Source organism: Xanthomonas graminis pv. graminis (assembly GCF_030168915.1).
GTDB classification, from domain to species: Bacteria; Pseudomonadota; Gammaproteobacteria; order Xanthomonadales; family Xanthomonadaceae; genus Xanthomonas_A; species Xanthomonas_A translucens.
This window is the reverse complement of sequence record NZ_CP076255.1, coordinates 3,841,342-3,856,704: the sequence shown is the minus strand read 5'-3', so window position 1 is coordinate 3,856,704 and position 15,363 is coordinate 3,841,342. Positions and strand designations below refer to the sequence as shown.

Below are 15,363 nucleotides of genomic sequence, written 5' to 3'. Positions count from 1 at the left end.
ATGCCTGCACGTCCCGGCGCAGCTGCGCCCTTGCCCGCGGCTGCGCCGGCGCGGGCGCACATCGTCACGGCCGTGGTGCTGGTCGTGCTGCTGATCGCCGGCCTGGTGTGCGGGAGCTGGATGCTGGGCCGCGCGCAACTGCCGGCGGCATCGCTGGCGCCGGCACGCTGGGCCGATGGCGAGGCGGGCCGTGCGATCGATGCGGCGTTGCAGTTGCCGCTGCAGGCGCGCGCCGACCTGATCGGCGCGGCGTTGCGCTATCGGCTGCTCGGCGATGCGGGGCCGCAGGTCGCGCTGGGCTGTCCGGGCTGGTTGTTCTACCGCGATGGCCTGCGTCCACCGGCGGCCGCTGGCGCGGCGGTGTTCGCGCAACGCGTGCGGCTGATGCGGCATTGGTCGCGGCAGTTGCAGGCGCAGGGCGTGCAGCTGTTGGTGGTGGTGGTGCCGGACAAGGCGCGGATCGAGCAGGCGCACACCTGCGGCCTGCGCCATTCGGCGCCGATGCGCGCGCGGCTGGGGCAATGGCAACAGGCGCTGGCCGCCGCGGGCGTGGCCTCGACCGACCTGCTGCCGGTGCTGCAGGCAGGGCAGGCGCCGCTGTTCTTTCGCACCGATGTGCACATGAACGGGATCGGCGCGCAGCGCGCCGCCGACGCGGTGGCCGCCTCCGCGCTGCCGCTGCTCGGCGGGCGCGGCGGGCAGGCCTTCGCGGTCGCAGCGCCCGGTGCGCCGAGACCGCGGATGGGCGACCTGATCGTGCTGGCCGGGCTTGAGCACGCGCCGCCGGCCTGGCGCCCGGCACTGGATCGCGAACCGGAGCAGAGCATCGCGCCGCTGCGCAGCGGCGGTCTGTTGGACGACACCGCGCCGGTAGAGGTGCTGTTGCTGGGCAGCTCCAACGGACGCCGCAGCCTGTTCGCCGAGCGCCTGGGCAATGCCCTGGGCCGCGAAGTGTGGAACCAGAGCCTGGATGGCGGCCAGTTCTCCGGCGCGCTGTTGGCGGCCTGGCCGCAGCGCGCGCAATGGCCGCCGAGCCTGAAGCTGGTGATCTGGGAATTCTCCGAGATGGCGCTGTCCTTGCCGCTGACCGATGGCGAGCAGGCGGCGTTGGCCGGGATCGACTGAGCGCTGACCGACGATGCTGTTCAACTCCTTCCTGTTCCTGCTGATGTTCCTGCCGATCGCGCTGGGCGTGCACTACCTGCTCGGTGCGCTGCAACCGCGGCTGGCCGCGCTGTGGCTGTGCGTGGCCTCGATCGTGTTCTACGGCTGGTGGAATCCGCAGTTCGTGGTGCTGCTGCTCGGCTCGATCGTGTTCAATTACCTGGTCAGCCTGAGCGTGCTGGCGCTGGCCAGGCGGCCACGGCGGCAACTGCTGGTCCTCGCGCTGGGCGTGGTCGCCGACCTGTCGCTGCTGGTGCATTACAAGTACGTCGCGGCGATGGTCACCTTCGCGCACGACCTGGGCGTCAGCATCGGCCCGATGGATGCGCTGATCCTGCCGCTGGGCATTTCCTTCTTCACCTTCACCCAGATCGGCTACCTGCTCGACTGCCGCGCCGGCCTGGTCAACGACCGCAGCCCGCTCAGCTACGTGTTGTTCGTGACCTTCTTCCCGCACCTGATCGCCGGCCCGATCCTGCATCACAAGGAAATGATGCCGCAGTTCAGCAGGCGCGAGACCTACCGGTTCCACGCCGACAATCTCTCGGTCGGCGGCATGCTGTTCGTGATCGGCCTGGCCAAGAAAGTGCTGCTGGCCGACAGCATCGCGCCGTACGCCGATGCCGGTTTCGCCAGCACCGGCGAGCTGCAGTTGTGGGGCGCATGGGCCACCGCGCTGAGCTACGCGCTGCAGCTGTACTTCGATTTCTCCGGCTACTCGGACATGGCGCTGGGGCTGGCGCGGATGTTCGGCATCCGCTTCCCGCTCAACTTCAACTCGCCGTACAAGGCGACCAGCGTGATCGACTTCTGGTCGCGCTGGCACATGACCCTGACCCGCTACATCACCGCCTACCTGTACTACCCGGTGGCGATGGCGGTGACCCGCTGGCGCAGCCGCCACGGGCGCGCCGGCGGCCCGGCCGCGGTGGCGTCGGCGGGCGGCTTCGCGTCGTTGATCGTGCTGCCCACGGTGTGGGCGATGGGCCTGGCCGGGATCTGGCACGGCGCCGGCCTGCAGTTCCTGATCTTCGGCCTGCTGCATGCCGCCTACCTGGCGATCAACCATGCCTGGCGCATCTTCGTCGTCGGCCGCAAGCCGGTGGCGCTGCGCACGCGCAAGCCGCTGCAGCATGCCGGCTATCTGGCGCTGACCTTCACCGCGGTGCTGGTGGCGCAGGCCTTCTTCCGCGCCGACGGCTTAGGCGATGCCTGGCAATTGGTGCAGGCCATGGCCGGCCTGCGCGGCGTGGAAAGCCTGCATGGCGTCGGCCAGGTCGCCGGCATGGGCCTGGGCGATGAATGGCGCCTGCTGATCGGCCACCACCTGCAGGCGCTCTACGTCGCGCTGTTGCTGGCGATCGTGTGGCTGGCGCCGAATGCGCACCAGATCATGGGCGTGTACTCGCCCGCGCTGGCCAAGCCGAGCCCGGCGCCGCGCGCGTGGATGCGCTGGCAGCCGAACCTGCCGTGGTTGCTGGCCATGCTGGTGCTGCTCGGGCTGTGCCTGTCGAGCCTGCACAAGGCATCGCGTTTCCTCTATTTCCAGTTCTGACAAGGTGAACCCCATGGATATGCAGACCCTCCAGACCCAGCTCAGCGACATTGTCTAGAGCGTGATCGGCACCCGCGTGCAGCCGGACGAGTACATGGAATCGCTGTTCGATTCGATGTCCAAGGTGCAGCTGATGGTCGAGGTCAAGGATCGCCTCGGCGTGACCCTGCCGATCGACGAGATCGACACGCTGGTCGAATCGGTGCAGGTGCTGGCCGAGTACGTGGCCGCGCACCGGCGTTGAGCGCGGACCGCGCAAGGAGCCGCACGCATGCGCTTTGATTTCGACCGCTGCCGTTTCGTCGAGCGCGACCATGCCGCGCAGGCGCCCGCGTTGCACGCTGCCGATGGCGTGCTGGACTGGGCCGGCCTGTACCAGGCCACGCAGGACTGGATCGTCCGCGCGCAGCAGGCCGGCGTGCAGCCCGGCCATGCGCTGGTGATCTGGGGCCACAAGCAGGCCGCCTTCGTGGTGGCCATGCTCGGCTGTCTGCAGCTGGGCGTGACCTACGTGCCGGTGGATACGATCAATCCGCCGGCGCGGCTGCAGCGCATCGTCGCGCTGGTGCATGCCGCCGCGGTCTACGACGCGGCCACCGATGCGTTCGGCCCCGGTGCCGACGCCGCGCGCGCGTTGGCGGTGCCGGACCTGGCCTACATCATGTTCACCTCCGGCAGCACCGGCGATCCCAAGGGCGTGCAGATCGGCCGCGACAGCGTTGCCCTGTTCGCCGGCTGGATCCGCGACTGCCTGGCGCTGGGGCCGGCGCCGGCATTCCTCAACCAGATGCTGTTCAACTTCGATTTCTCGCTGTTCGACCTGTGCGGCGCGCTCGGCCTGGGCGGGTGCTGCGTGCTGTGCCCGCGCGAGGTGATCGCCGACAGCGAACGTTTCGTCGAGCATCTGCGCCAGTCCAAGGTGGCGGTATGGGCATCCACGCCCTCGTTCGTGCGCCAGCAACTGCTCAACCCGCGCTTCGCTGCCGAACATCTGCCCGCGCTGCAGGTGTTCGTGTTCGGCGCCGAGTCGTTGACCCCGCGCGTGGCCGAAGCGCTGTGGGCGCGCTTTCCGCAGGCGCGCATCGTCAATTCCTACGGCCCGACCGAAGCGACCTGTTCCACCACCTGGGTGGAGATCGATCCGGCACTGCGCGCGGCCGCGCCCAACCCGTTCCCGATCGGCGTGGCCAAGCCCTATGCCGAGGTGTTCCTCGACGCCGGCGAGATCTGCATGGCCGGCGACCACGTGATGCGCGGCTATCTGGATCGTCCCGACCTCGGCCAGGGCGTGCTGTTCGAGCACAACGGCAAACGCGCTTACCGCAGCGGCGACCTGGGCGATATCGATGCGCAGGGCCGGCTCTACTTCCGCGGCCGCAGGGACGACCAGATCAAGCTCAACGGCTACCGCATCGAACTGGCGGAAGTGGATGCGGCGCTGTCGACCCTGGACGGGGTGGTCGCCGGTGCCGCGGTGGTACTGCGCCGGCCCGATGGCAGCCTGGTGCGGATGATCGGCTTCGTCGAACTGGCGGCAGCGGGCGCCGGCGCGGTACAGCCGCTGCCCGACGCGCTGCAGGACTGGAAGCAGCAACTCGGCCGCCGCGTGCCGGCCTACATGATTCCCTCCGAACTGATCGCCGTGGACGCGTTGCCGACCGGCAACAGCGACAAGGTCGATCGCAAACAACTGGAGCAGCGCTATGCCATGGCGCGCACGCTCCGCAGCCAGGAAACGCCACGATGAAATTGATGCTTGCCCTGTTTGCATTGCTTGCCGCCGCCGCGCTCGCGCCACTGGCCGCCAACGCCCAACAAGGCGCCGCGGAAGGCCGCCTCGCGCAGCTCTACGCCGCGCGCCCGCCGGCCGGCTCGGCGTTCGTGCGCGTGCTCAACCCGGGCAATGCCGCGCTCGAGGTCGGCATCGGCAACGGCGCCGCGCAGCGCATCGGCCCGGCCACCCGCGCCACCCGCTACGCCATCGTCGAAGGCGGCAAGCCGTTCGCGCTGCGCGTGGCCGGCAAGGCCCGCGCGCAGGCGCAGGTCGCCGCCGGCAGTTACACCACGCTGGTGCTGGATGCGGTCGCGCCGTCGCGGCCGCTGGCCGTGCTAGCCGATGGCGGCGGCAGCAGCGATGCGCTCAAGGCCGAGATCCGCTTCTACAACGTGGCCAGCGACTGCGGCCAGGCGCGGCTGACGATCGCCGACAACGGCGCGGTAGTGTTCCCAGCCGTCGCTGCGGGTGCCAGCGGCGCGCGTGCGATCAACCCGGTCAAGGCGCGCCTGGTGGCCGCGTGCGGCAGCAAGGACAGCGCGCCGCTGGCGCTGCCGTCGCTGCAGCCCGGCGACCACTACAGCCTGTTCCTGAGCGGCAGCGGCAATGCGCCGGTGCTGCAGGGCCAGCTCAGCGGCACCGATCCGGTCGGCCGCTGAGCCATGCGCGAGCGCCCCGTGTTCGGCGAAGACCACACGCTGTTCCGCGCCCAGGTGCGGCGTTTCATCGACAGCCAGATCGCCCCGCACTACGCGCAGTGGGAGCGCGACGGCATCACCCCGCGCGCGCTGTGGCGTGCGGCCGGCGCGGCCGGCCTGCTCAACTGTCAGCTGCCCGAACCCTACGGCCTGGGCGGCGACGCCGGGCATGCCGCCTGCGTGATCGAGGAACTGGCGCGGGCCAATTTCCTCGGCATCGGCTTCTCGATCCATTCGGACATGGTCGCGCCGTACCTGATGCAGTACGGCCGCGACACGGTGCGCGACGCGTGGTTGCCGAAGATGGCGCGCGGCGAGGCGATCGGCGCGATCGCGATGACCGAGCCCGGCGCCGGCAGCGACCTCAAGGCGATCCGCACCCGCGCCGTGCGCCAGGGCGAGCACTACCTGCTCAACGGCCAGAAGACCTGGATCAGCAACGGCAGCAACGCCGACGTGGCGGTGGTGGTGGCGACCGTGGCGCCGGAACTGGGCGCGCGCGGCTTGAGCCTGTTCTGCGTCGAAACCGCGCTGCCTGGCGTCACCCGCGGCGCGCCGATGGCCAAGATCGGCCAGCACGCGCAGGACACCAGCGAGCTGTTCTTCCAGGACGTGGCGGTGCCGGTCTCGCACCTGCTCGGCGAGGAACAGCGCGGCTTCGATTACCTCGGCGAACAACTGGCCGCCGAACGCCTGGCGATCGCGCTGCGCGCCGCGGCCTCGGCCGAGGGCATGCTCGATGAGACCCTGGCCTACGTGCGCCAGCGCAAGGCCTTCGGCCGCCACCTGATCGACCACCAGAACACCCGCTTCGTGCTCGCCGACGCGGCGTCGCGGCTGGCGATGCTGCGCAGTTTCCTCGACCAGTGCCTGGACGCGCACATGCAGGGCCGGCTGCAGGCGACCACCGCGGCGATGGCCAAGCTCAACGCCACCGAGATCCAGGGCCAGGTGCTGGACGCGCTGCTGCAGCTGCACGGCGGGTACGGCTACAGCAGCGAATACGGCATCGGCCGCGCCTGGGCCGACGCGCGCGCGCTGCGCATCTTGGGCGGCACCAGCGAGATCCTGCGCGAAATCATCGGCCGCGCCCTGTAGGAGGCGCGTGCCGGGCGGGCTATTGGCGCCCGATGCGCCACTGCCGGCGCAGCGCCTGCGCGCGCGGCGAATCCTGCGACAGCCACGGATCCAGCGCGAACGCGAAGATGCCGGCGGTGCCGCTGCGCTGCGCCCACGCCAGCTGCTGCTGGATGCGTGCGGCATCGGCGGTCTGCGCCTGGAAGTGGCTGCCGTCGGCGGCCGAACTGGGCAATTCCTCGAACAGTTCGACCACCACGTCGAAGGCGACCTGGCGCGCGCGCAGCGCCGCCAGCAGCGGATCCACCCCATCCAGGTTGTCCAGCCCGGCGACGCCGACGCCGTCCTGCACCATCGGCCGCAGCGGCACCTGGTCGAGAATGCGGTTCCACAGTTGCGGCAGCGAACCGCTGGTCTGCAGCCGGCTGAAATAGGTGGAGATCGCGGTGACCTTGTCGGTGCCGGCGCTGGCCGCCGCGCACAGCGCGGCCAGCCAGCTGCACAGGCGCTGCTGCCGCGCGTCCTGCGCCCAGTGGAACTGCTCCAGTTCGTACGGCAGGTACCAGCCGTCGAAGTTGGCCTGCCTGCGCCACGGCGCGCTCTGCAGATAGGCGCGTGCGTTGTCCAGGGTCAGCGCCAGGAACGCATCCAGCGTGGCCAGGTCCGGCGCCTGCAGCGCCTTCCACCAACCGCTGTGATAGGGCAGGCCAACCCGCACCTGCAGGCCGGCGGCGGCGGCGGTGGAGAAGATCAGCTGCAGCGTGCTGTCCGGCAGGCTCCAGTCCGCATCGCCGCCGCTGCCGTACAGCCCGGCCCATTGCACCACGATCTGCCGGCAGCCCAGGCGCTGGGCGAGCGCCATGTGCTGTTGCCAGTCCTGCGCGCCAAGCTCCAGGTGGCTGCGCCACGGCTGGATGAAACTGCCGTCGAAGCGCGGCGGTTGCGCACAGCCCGGCAGCATGCCCAGTCCGAACGCCGCGGGGACCAGCACGGCCAGGCGCAGCAGGTCGCGCCGGCTGGGCGAGAAGAAAGTGGATCCAGGGCGATCGTTGTGCATTGCTTCCGCATGGCGGGGTCCAGGTCGTTGTTCTACAGCATCGCCACGAAAAAGCGCGTCGCGTCGTATGCGTGATGCGGCGACGGTGGCTGCAAAAGCGCCTTTGCAGATGGATGCCGCAGCGGCGCGCAGCGCCGGCCTTGAGTCCCGCTCGATGAGGCGCCAAGCACGCCGGCCAGGCAAGGCCGCCACGTTGGCGGCCGACACCACCGGCAACCGCTATTGCAAAGGACTTGCGAATGGCCGGCTGGGTGCACTGCAGGAGGGGCTTCAGCCCCGGCCGCATCCGCAGCGGGACACCCGCTGATAGGCGGACGTGGTCAAGGCTGCAAGCGTGCGCCAGTCGGCGGATAATCGGCGCAGCATTCGGCGACAGGAGCAAGGCATGATCCGCGACATCATCCGCATGGGCGACCAGCGCCTGCTGCGCATCGCGCAGCCGGTCGGCAACTTCGGCAGCGTGGAGCTGCACACCTTGGTCGCCGACATGTTCGAGACCATGGACGCCGCGCGCGGCGTCGGCCTGGCCGCACCGCAGATCGCGGTGGACCTGCAGCTGATGGTGTTCGGCTTCGACAGCAATGCGCGCTATCCCGATGCGCCGCCGGTGCCGCGCACCGCGCTGGCCAACGTGCAGATCGAGCCGCTGTCCGACGAACTGGAGGACGGCTGGGAAGGCTGTTTGTCCATTCCCGGGTTGCGCGCGGTGATCCCGCGCTACCGGCAGATCCGCTACCGCGGCCTGGACCCGGACGGCACCGCAGTGGTGTGCCAGGCCGAGGGCTTCCATGCGCGGGTGGTGCAGCACGAGCACGACCACCTGATCGGCCGGCTGTACCCGTCGCGGATCCGCGACTTCGGCAAGTTCGGCTTCGAGGACGTGCTGTCCTACGAGCTGTAGCGCTATGGTCGTACGCTTCCCCTGTAGGAGCGGCTTCAGCCGCGACCGAACGTTACCGGTAACGCCCGGTCGCGGCTGAAGCCGCTCCTACAGGGGAAGGCGCCCGAGAGAACCCGAGCGCCGGAATGTACACGGCCCGCTGTGCGCGGGCCGTGGCAAGGTGCATCTGCGCGTTCCGCGCTCGCTTACTTCAGCGCCGCTCGCTTACTTCAGCGCCTTGAAGCGCAGCCGCTTCGGACCGGCGTCGTCGCCCATGCGCCGGCGCTTGTCGATCTCGTACTCGCGGTAGTTGCCCTGGAAGAACTCCACGTGCGAGTCGCCTTCGAACGCCAGGATGTGGGTCGCGATGCGATCCAGGAACCAGCGGTCGTGCGAAATCACGAAGGTGTTGCCGGGGAACTCCAGCAGTGCGTCTTCCAGCGCGCGCAGGGTCTCGATGTCCAGGTCGTTGGACGGTTCGTCGAGCAGCAGCACGTTGCCGCCCTGCAGCAGCGTCTTGGCCATGTGCAAACGGCCGCGTTCGCCGCCGGACAGGCTGCCGACCAGCTTCTGCTGGTCCTGGCCCTTGAAGTTGAAGCGGCCCAGATAGGCGCGCGACTGGATCTCCACGCCGTTGATGTTGAGGATGTCCAGGCCGCCGGACACTTCCTGGAACACGTTATGGTTGCCTTCCAGCTTGTCGCGGCTCTGGTCCACGTAGGCCAGCTTCACCGTCGGCCCGAGCACGATCTCGCCCGAGTCCGGCTTCTCCTTGCCGATGATCATCTTGAACAGCGTCGATTTGCCGGCGCCGTTGGGGCCGATGATGCCGACGATGGCACCCGACGGCACCAGGAAGCTGAGGTCGTCGATCAGCAGGCGGTCGCCGAACTTCTTGCTGACGTGCTTGAACTCCAGCACTGCGTTGCCCAGGCGCTCGCCCGGCGGGATGAAGATCTCGTTGGTCTCGTTGCGGCGCTGGTAATCGACCGACTGCAGTTCTTCCAGGCGCGCCAGACGCGCCTTGCCCTTGGTGCGGCCGCCCTTGGCATTCTGCCGCGACCACTCCAGTTCCTTCTGGATCGCCTTCTGCCGCGACTTCTCCTGGTTGTCTTCCTGCTTCAGGCGCTCTTCCTTCTGCATCAGCCAGTCGGTGTAGTTGCCCTTCCACGGAATGCCGCGGCCGCGGTCCAGTTCCAGGATCCACTCGGCGGCGTTGTCGAGGAAGTAGCGATCGTGGGTCACCGCCACCACGGTGCCGGTGTAGCGCGCCAGGAACTGCTCCAGCCATTCGACGGACTCGGCGTCCAGGTGGTTGGTCGGTTCGTCGAGCAGCAGCATGTCCGGCTTCTGCAGCAGCAGCCGGCACAGCGCCACGCGGCGCTTCTCGCCGCCCGACAGCGGGCCGATCACCGCGTCCCACGGCGGCAGGCGCAGCGCGTCGGCGGCCACTTCCAGCTGCTGTTCGAGCAGGTGCGCATCGCCGGCGGCGAGGATCGCTTCCAGCCGCTGCTGCTCGGCGGCGAGCTTGTCGAAGTCGGCGCCTTCCTCGGCATAGGCCTCGTAGATCCTGTCAAGCGCGGCCTGCGCCTGCAGCACTTCGCCGACGCCTTCCTCGACCGCTTCGCGCACGGTCTTGGCCGGGTCCAGCTCCGGCTCCTGCGCCAGGTAGCCGACCTTGATGCCCGGCTGCGGGCGCGCTTCGCCGCTGAAATCGGTGTCCACGCCGGCCATGATCTTCAGCACCGTGGACTTGCCGGCGCCGTTGAGGCCGAGCAGGCCGATCTTGGCGCCGGGGAAGAACGACAGCGAGATGTCCTTGATGATCTGGCGCTTCGGCGGCACCGTCTTGCTGACGCCGTTCATGGTGTAGATGTATTGCGACATGGGGTCTCCGTAGCGCATGCCGGCGCCCGACCGGGCGGTCGGACGTCAGCAGAAAAGGTATGGGCGACAGTATAGCGGGAAGGCCATTCAGCCGTTCCCGGCAGGGCGCGGGTTAACGCCCCCTTACCCGTTCTGGACAAGCTGAATAGGTAACCGGTTCCAGCAGGAAGCGGTTCAGACGGCAAGCGCATTAATGCAGTCGTGACACCCAACGTGACGGAGCCGCCATGAACATCAAACGCATTGCCACCCTTGCCCTTTCGTCCCTGCTGGCGCTGGGTTTCATGGCGCCTCCGGCGTTCGCCTGGGACGGCGACCACCGCGGCGGCTACTACGGCGATCGCGGCCCGGGTCCAGGCCCGGGACCGGGTCCGGATCACGACTGGCGCGACCGTGGTCCTGGCCCCGATTGGCGCGAGCGCGAGCGCCATGAAGACCGCCGCTACTACAGCCAGGGCTATCGCGACGGCTACCGGCGCCGTCCGGACGTCGTCTACTACGCTCATCCGGGCCCGCCGCCGTGGGCGCGCGGCCAGCGCTACTACGGTCCCAACTACGTGGTCTACGACTACGACCGCTACCAGGTGCGGCGCCCGCCGTACGGCTACCGCTGGGTGCGCGACGACCGCGGCAACCTGCTGATGGTCGCCATCGCCAGCGGCCTCATCGCCGACCTGGTGCTCAACGGCCGCTGAACCCGGTCGCGGCGCCGTCAGACGGCCTCCTCCGGGAGGCCGTCTGCGTTTTGGTTCACCCTCGGCCCTGCGCCGGGCCGGGCCTGGAACGCGGTGTGTCCTTTGAGACGCTGCGGAGCGGCCTGTGGCGCCGGGATGTTCAGTCCCCCATGAAAGGGATCGGCTCGCTCCACGCGGCTTCCGGGAGGGGTGGCCGACAGGCGTGGAGGCGCCGCTGTCGGCTTGTCACCACGCCACACCATCTTGCGCACGGCTGACGACCACCGATGCCTCTGTTCTTCATCTTGCGCTCCAACGCTCGGCTTGCACAAAAGCGCCCCGTACGCGAGAGCAATCGCGTCGTTTCATCTGATCCGCGCCGACGGGGACGGGCGCGCTCCCCCGGCCTGGCGGTGGCGCGAGCTGGCAGCGCGGGTTGCCGCGATCGCGGACGCGGCGCCCACTGAGCCGAGCCTGCGGCAGGGCGAGATTTGGGCGCGCCGGTGCGCGCCGAGCTGGACGCGGGCAACCGCTAAGGCATGGCCTTGGTGCTGCTGTTCCAGGGAGGGATCCTGCGCCTGTCATGAGGCACGTGACGGGCCCTGGCTGTACTGAAAAATCGTCCAACTGACAGAAGCGTGACCTGCAACGGCTTGTGAGTCTGCAAGTTCCGCGTGAGAAATCTATGCTGCTCTGCAGCGGTACGTGGCAGGCCAGTTGGCGAGTCGGGCGCGCGACCGATGGCGTTTCGCCAGACCGGCTTCCCGCCGTGCGACGGACTCGCCGTAGCAGTGCGGCCGGCCGCTTCGTTGATCACCGAGTCGACCAAGTGATGTTGGACACCCGTCTCGACCGCGGCACCGGCGATGGCGACACCCTGGTTCTGCAGCCCGCCACACGCGCCGGCCTGTGCGAACGGCGTCAGACCGTGGTGCGCACCATCGATGTGCCACGTTCGGAGGTGCGCAGGGTGCGCCTGCTCATCTCGCCCCGGCCGAGCGCGATCGGCGCGGCGGCGCCCTGATTCTCGGAGTTGGAAGCGGTCGGGCCAGGGACGTGGCCCGGACGTTGCTCGACGCCTGCGCGCGCCGACGCGGCGATGTATCGGTTCGATAGCTCCCCCACACAGGTAACCTCCCCCATGCCAAAGCCTTGCTTTCCCTTGCCGTGACGACCGCGTTGTACGCGACCGTCGGCGCCGGCTTCGCCCAGGACGCCGCCGGCACCGACGCCGGTCAGCGCAGCAGCGTCACCACGACCTCCAACACCAGCAATTCCAACGCCACCCAGCGCGCGCGCCAGCTTGACGCGGTCAACGTGACGGGCAACTCGCTGTCGCTGGGCGGCGGCAACATGCAGGTGCAGTACGCGCCCAAGGCGGTGTCCACCATCGGCCGCGAAGCCATCCTCAAGGCCGCGCCCGGCGCCAACTTTACCCAGATGCTGTCCAGCATCCCCGGCGCGCTCTCGGCCAGCAACGACATGAACGGCCTGAACGACGGCAACTTCACCGTGCGCGGCTTCCCCGCCGACGAGGTCGGGGTGACCGTCAACGGCGTGCCGATCAACGACTCGGGCGACTACACGATCTACGCCACCGAGTACGGCGACACCGAGAACATGGGCGACATCACCGTCGAGCAGGGCTATCCCGGCGTGACCTCGCCGGTGATCGGCGCAGCCGGCGGCAACATCGCCTGGGTGACCGTCGACCCGACCGCAGAGGCCGGCCTGGACCTGAGCCAGAGCTTCGGCAGCAACCGCTACAAGCGCACCTTCCTGCGCTACAACACCGGCGACACCGGCCCGGTGCGTTCGTGGATCTCCTATTCGAACAACCAGGCCGACCAGTGGCGCGGCGACGGCCAGTCCACTGTGACCAAGATCGACGCCAAGTCGGCGTGGACGCTGGACGAGGGCGATGCGATCACCGGTTCGGTGCAGTACAACCGCAAGGTCACGAACAACTACCGCAACCTGACCAAGGCGCAGATCGCGGCCAACGGCTACGACTTCGGCTATGTCGCGGCCTACAAATCGGCCGATCCCAGCGACTGGGTCGTCACGCAGGTCAACCCGTTCCGCAGCTGGACCGCCAGCCTGGACGGCGAGTTCACCCTGAGCGACAGCCTGCACCTGTCGGTCGTGCCGTACTTCGTCTACGGCTACGGCGGCGGTAGTTACGGCTATGCCAAGACCTATGTGTTCTTCACCTTCGACACCTTCCGGCCGGGCCTCCATGTCAAGTTCAAGCAGGACGTCGGCATGAACGACAGTCTGGAGTACGGCGCGCTGGCCGAGCGCCCGCGCGAGCAGAGCGCCAACGTCTTCCTGCCGGCCGACCCGCAGGGCAACCCCGCCGACGTCTCCTGATTAGCGCTGTGTCTCAGCTGTCGTACGCAGTTGCTGCTCTGTGAGCCTTCCCGCGCCGGCCAGGGCACTGGCCAGGCGCGGCACCATGGCGGCCAGGTTGAAGCGGCGATTGAAGCGGTAGGCATGCGCATGCAGGTAGCGCGCGCCGTATTTGGGGAAGTCCACCGCATGGTGGGTGCCGCTAAGCGCCGTTTTGAGATTGCCCAGGATCGTATTGACCCAACGCAGACGAGGCTGCTGGACGCCTTTGCGGCCGCTTCCGGTCACGATGGCATCGTGGGTCAGGCCTGCCCAGCCCACACCGGTGAACGCTGTCAGCCCATCACTGACGACATGGGTGCCCGGTGCCAGTGCCTGCTGAGCCCACGTGTGCACGACGCTTCTTCGGAAGCTGGAGACCACATCCAGGCGGAGATAGCGCGGGCGCCCTTGATGCAGGGAAACCGCTGCAATAAACGGCACTTTATTGCGCCACTGCGGTTGGCCTGGACCACCGGCGCGTTCGCCGCCCAGATAGGCATCATCGATCTGGACCTCTCCGTCGAGCCGGCGTGACTGCTCACGATCGGCCATCGCCGACATCACTTTGTGCTTGATCCGCCATGCAGTGCGATAGCACACGCCCAGTTGCCGAGCCAGTTCCAGCGCAGCAATTCCGTTCTTGGCTTGGCTCACCAGATAGATGGCCAGCCACCACACCCGCAAGGGAAGCTTGGTGTCTGCCATGGGCGTGCCGGCGGTCAAGCTGGTCTGTACCCGGCAGCGCGCGCACTGCCACAGGTGCTGGCGTCCCCGCTCAAAGCCACTGGCATGCGTGTGTCCGCACTGCGGACACACGAAGCCATTGGGCCACCTGGCCTGAACCAAGGCCTCGACACATTGCGCCTCGGAGCCGTAGCGGCTCAGAAAAGCCGGAATCGAAAGCCCCTTTTGGAACTGGATCCGATTGAGCGTCATCGCCGTATCTCACTGAAGAGCCTGCATTTCTAAACCAAGGCAGCATCACCAGCTGAGACACAGCGCTAATCAGGCCGACGTCTGGGGCCATGACAGCCGCTACTACTACAAAAACGCCAACGGCAGCCCGCAGGTCGCCTATCGCCTCTACTCGACCACGCCTACCTACCGCGTCTTCGCCACCAATACCTGGACGCCCAACGATCAGTGGACGCTGACCGTTGGCGGCGCCTACACCTGGGTGCGGCGCAAGGGCTGGTATGCGACCTGGCCGGGCGCGGACCGGGGCATCGACCTGACCACGCCGGACAACAGCACGCTGTACGCCTCCGGCGCCGCTACCTACAAGAAGTTCACCCCGACGGCGGGGGTCAAGTTCCAGCGCGACGAGCAGAACCAGTTCTTCCTCGGCGTCGGCAAGGCTTACCGCGCACCGATCAACACCTCGGCGCTGTACGACTTCTGGAACGCTGCCTACGCCGATGCCATCGGTTCGCAGCCGTCGATCCGCGATGCCGCACCCGAGCAGTCGCTGACCGCCGACCTGGGCTGGCGCTACTACGGCGACAAGCTGAGCACGGTGCTGGATCTGTATGCAACCAACTTCGCGCACAAGCAATTCAGCGGCGCCGATCCGGTGACCCGCGCGCCGGTCTACTACCAGTTGGGCAGCGTGCAGATGCGTGGCGTCAACACCGAGTTGAGCTACAAGGTCGACGACCTCTGGTCGGTGTATGCCTCCTACGCGTACAACAAGAGCGAGATGAAGCGCGATGTCGCGCTCGGCGGCACGCGCTATGCGACCGACGGCAAGACCCTGGTCAATGCACCGAAGAACGTGGGCTATGTCTCGGTCAACGTCACCGGCCGTGCGCTGTGGGCCAGCCTGAGCGTCAACGCGCAGAGCAGGATATGGGGCACTTTCCTCAACGACGGCGGCTCGGACGCGGGTGGCTTCGCCACCGTTAACCTCAACGGCGGCTACAACTTCCAGGATTTCGGCGGCCTGAAGAAGCCGTACCTGAAGGTCAACGTGTTCAACCTGGGCAACCGCAAGGCGCTGATGTACGCGGCGACCACGGCGCTGGACACCACGGCCTCGACGGCGGCCTGGCAACCGCTCCAGGACCGCACGCTCATGGTGACCCTGGGCGGATCGCTCGCGCTGTAACGCACGGCGCAGCCGCGCGCGCTGGCCTGCGGCTGCGCCTGCGTTGGCGGCAGGCCTCTCGCGCCTGCCGGCGCGGGCCCTCCTTCCGACTCCGGC

The 15,363-nt window shown here is 68.3% G+C and carries 12 protein-coding genes and 2 pseudogenes; 11 read left to right on the top strand and 3 right to left on the bottom strand.

The genetic code is table 11. From position 1 onward, the window contains the following. From KHF85_RS16760 to KHF85_RS16735, 6 genes are all read left to right on the top strand, one after another. The gene (locus KHF85_RS16760; RefSeq protein WP_284567522.1) at nucleotides 1-1,125 is read left to right on the top strand and encodes an alginate O-acetyltransferase AlgX-related protein; all 1,125 of its coding nucleotides are present in this window, start codon (nucleotides 1-3) and stop codon (nucleotides 1,123-1,125) included. Nucleotides 1,126-1,138: 13 nt separating this feature from the next. Beyond that, entirely contained in the window at nucleotides 1,139-2,719 is a 1,581-nt protein-coding gene (locus KHF85_RS16755; RefSeq protein WP_284567521.1) for an MBOAT family O-acyltransferase, read from the top strand. Nucleotides 2,720-2,780: 61 nt separating this feature from the next. Beyond that, the gene (locus KHF85_RS16750; RefSeq protein WP_284567520.1) at nucleotides 2,781-2,963 is read left to right on the top strand and encodes a phosphopantetheine-binding protein; all 183 of its coding nucleotides are present in this window, start codon (nucleotides 2,781-2,783) and stop codon (nucleotides 2,961-2,963) included. A 27-nt stretch (nucleotides 2,964-2,990) separates the two neighbouring features. Further along, complete coding sequence (locus tag KHF85_RS16745) at nucleotides 2,991-4,466, top strand: AMP-binding protein (protein ID WP_284567519.1); 1,476 nt, start codon at nucleotides 2,991-2,993, stop codon at nucleotides 4,464-4,466. Next, nucleotides 4,463-5,152 carry an alginate O-acetyltransferase AlgF gene (locus tag KHF85_RS16740; RefSeq protein ID WP_284567518.1) on the top strand — a complete coding sequence of 230 codons (690 nt, stop codon included), beginning with the start codon at nucleotides 4,463-4,465 and terminating at the stop codon, nucleotides 5,150-5,152. Before KHF85_RS16745 ends, KHF85_RS16740 begins: the two co-directional genes overlap by 4 nt. A 3-nt stretch (nucleotides 5,153-5,155) precedes the next feature. Next, entirely contained in the window at nucleotides 5,156-6,289 is a 1,134-nt protein-coding gene (locus KHF85_RS16735; protein WP_284567517.1) for an acyl-CoA dehydrogenase family protein, read from the top strand. 19 nt (nucleotides 6,290-6,308) lie between these two features. On the opposite strand, the gene KHF85_RS16730 is transcribed toward KHF85_RS16735, so the two are convergent. Next, nucleotides 6,309-7,325 carry a DUF4434 domain-containing protein gene (locus KHF85_RS16730; protein WP_284567516.1) on the bottom strand — a complete coding sequence of 339 codons (1,017 nt, stop codon included), beginning with the start codon at nucleotides 7,323-7,325 and terminating at the stop codon, nucleotides 6,309-6,311. Between the two features lie 385 nt (nucleotides 7,326-7,710). On the opposite strand from KHF85_RS16730, the gene def reads away from it, so the two are divergent. After that, complete coding sequence (def, locus tag KHF85_RS16725) at nucleotides 7,711-8,226, top strand: peptide deformylase (protein WP_284567515.1); 516 nt, start codon at nucleotides 7,711-7,713, stop codon at nucleotides 8,224-8,226. 204 nt (nucleotides 8,227-8,430) lie between these two features. Here def and ettA read toward each other — a convergent pair whose 3' ends face one another. Beyond that, nucleotides 8,431-10,092, bottom strand: coding sequence for an energy-dependent translational throttle protein EttA (gene ettA / locus KHF85_RS16720; protein ID WP_284567514.1), 1,662 nt, complete (start codon nucleotides 10,090-10,092; stop codon nucleotides 8,431-8,433). A gap of 227 nt (nucleotides 10,093-10,319) precedes the next feature. Here ettA and KHF85_RS16715 point away from each other — a divergent pair, with 227 nt between their 5' ends. From KHF85_RS16715 to KHF85_RS16705, 3 genes and pseudogenes are all read left to right on the top strand, one after another. Continuing rightward, nucleotides 10,320-10,787 (top strand): RcnB family protein, encoded by a 468-nt coding sequence (locus KHF85_RS16715; RefSeq protein WP_284567513.1) that lies wholly within the window; start codon nucleotides 10,320-10,322, stop codon nucleotides 10,785-10,787. 808 nt (nucleotides 10,788-11,595) lie between these two features. Further along, entirely contained in the window at nucleotides 11,596-11,790 is a 195-nt protein-coding gene (locus KHF85_RS16710; protein ID WP_284567512.1) for a hypothetical protein, read from the top strand. A 128-nt stretch (nucleotides 11,791-11,918) separates the two neighbouring features. Further along, nucleotides 11,919-13,133: pseudogene (locus KHF85_RS16705) on the top strand (TonB-dependent receptor plug domain-containing protein); the annotation flags it as partial. A 6-nt stretch (nucleotides 13,134-13,139) separates the two neighbouring features. Here the strand turns inward: KHF85_RS16705 and KHF85_RS16700 are convergent. After that, a complete protein-coding gene (locus KHF85_RS16700) occupies nucleotides 13,140-14,096 on the bottom strand; it encodes an IS1595 family transposase (RefSeq protein ID WP_284566649.1) in 957 nt (318 codons plus the stop codon). 73 nt (nucleotides 14,097-14,169) lie between these two features. Between KHF85_RS16700 and KHF85_RS16695 the strand changes: the two are divergent. Continuing rightward, nucleotides 14,170-15,267, top strand: a pseudogene (locus tag KHF85_RS16695) (TonB-dependent receptor domain-containing protein); the annotation flags it as partial. Nucleotides 15,268-15,363: the final 96 nt, after the last annotated feature.

Bases quoted from the DNA above. Each gene is read 5' to 3' on its own strand.
- KHF85_RS16760 (WP_284567522.1), top strand. From the start codon at position 1: ATGCCTGCACGTCCCGGCGCAGCTGCGCCCTTGCCCGCGGCTGCGCCG.
- KHF85_RS16755 (WP_284567521.1), top strand. From the start codon at position 1,139: ATGCTGTTCAACTCCTTCCTGTTCCTGCTGATGTTCCTGCCGATCGCG.
- KHF85_RS16745 (WP_284567519.1), top strand. From the start codon at position 2,991: ATGCGCTTTGATTTCGACCGCTGCCGTTTCGTCGAGCGCGACCATGCC.
- KHF85_RS16740 (WP_284567518.1), top strand. From the start codon at position 4,463: ATGAAATTGATGCTTGCCCTGTTTGCATTGCTTGCCGCCGCCGCGCTC.
- KHF85_RS16735 (WP_284567517.1), top strand. From the start codon at position 5,156: ATGCGCGAGCGCCCCGTGTTCGGCGAAGACCACACGCTGTTCCGCGCC.
- KHF85_RS16730 (WP_284567516.1), bottom strand. From the start codon at position 7,325: ATGCACAACGATCGCCCTGGATCCACTTTCTTCTCGCCCAGCCGGCGC.
- def (WP_284567515.1), top strand. From the start codon at position 7,711: ATGATCCGCGACATCATCCGCATGGGCGACCAGCGCCTGCTGCGCATC.
- ettA (WP_284567514.1), bottom strand. From the start codon at position 10,092: ATGTCGCAATACATCTACACCATGAACGGCGTCAGCAAGACGGTGCCG.
- KHF85_RS16715 (WP_284567513.1), top strand. From the start codon at position 10,320: ATGAACATCAAACGCATTGCCACCCTTGCCCTTTCGTCCCTGCTGGCG.
- KHF85_RS16700 (WP_284566649.1), bottom strand. From the start codon at position 14,096: ATGACGCTCAATCGGATCCAGTTCCAAAAGGGGCTTTCGATTCCGGCT.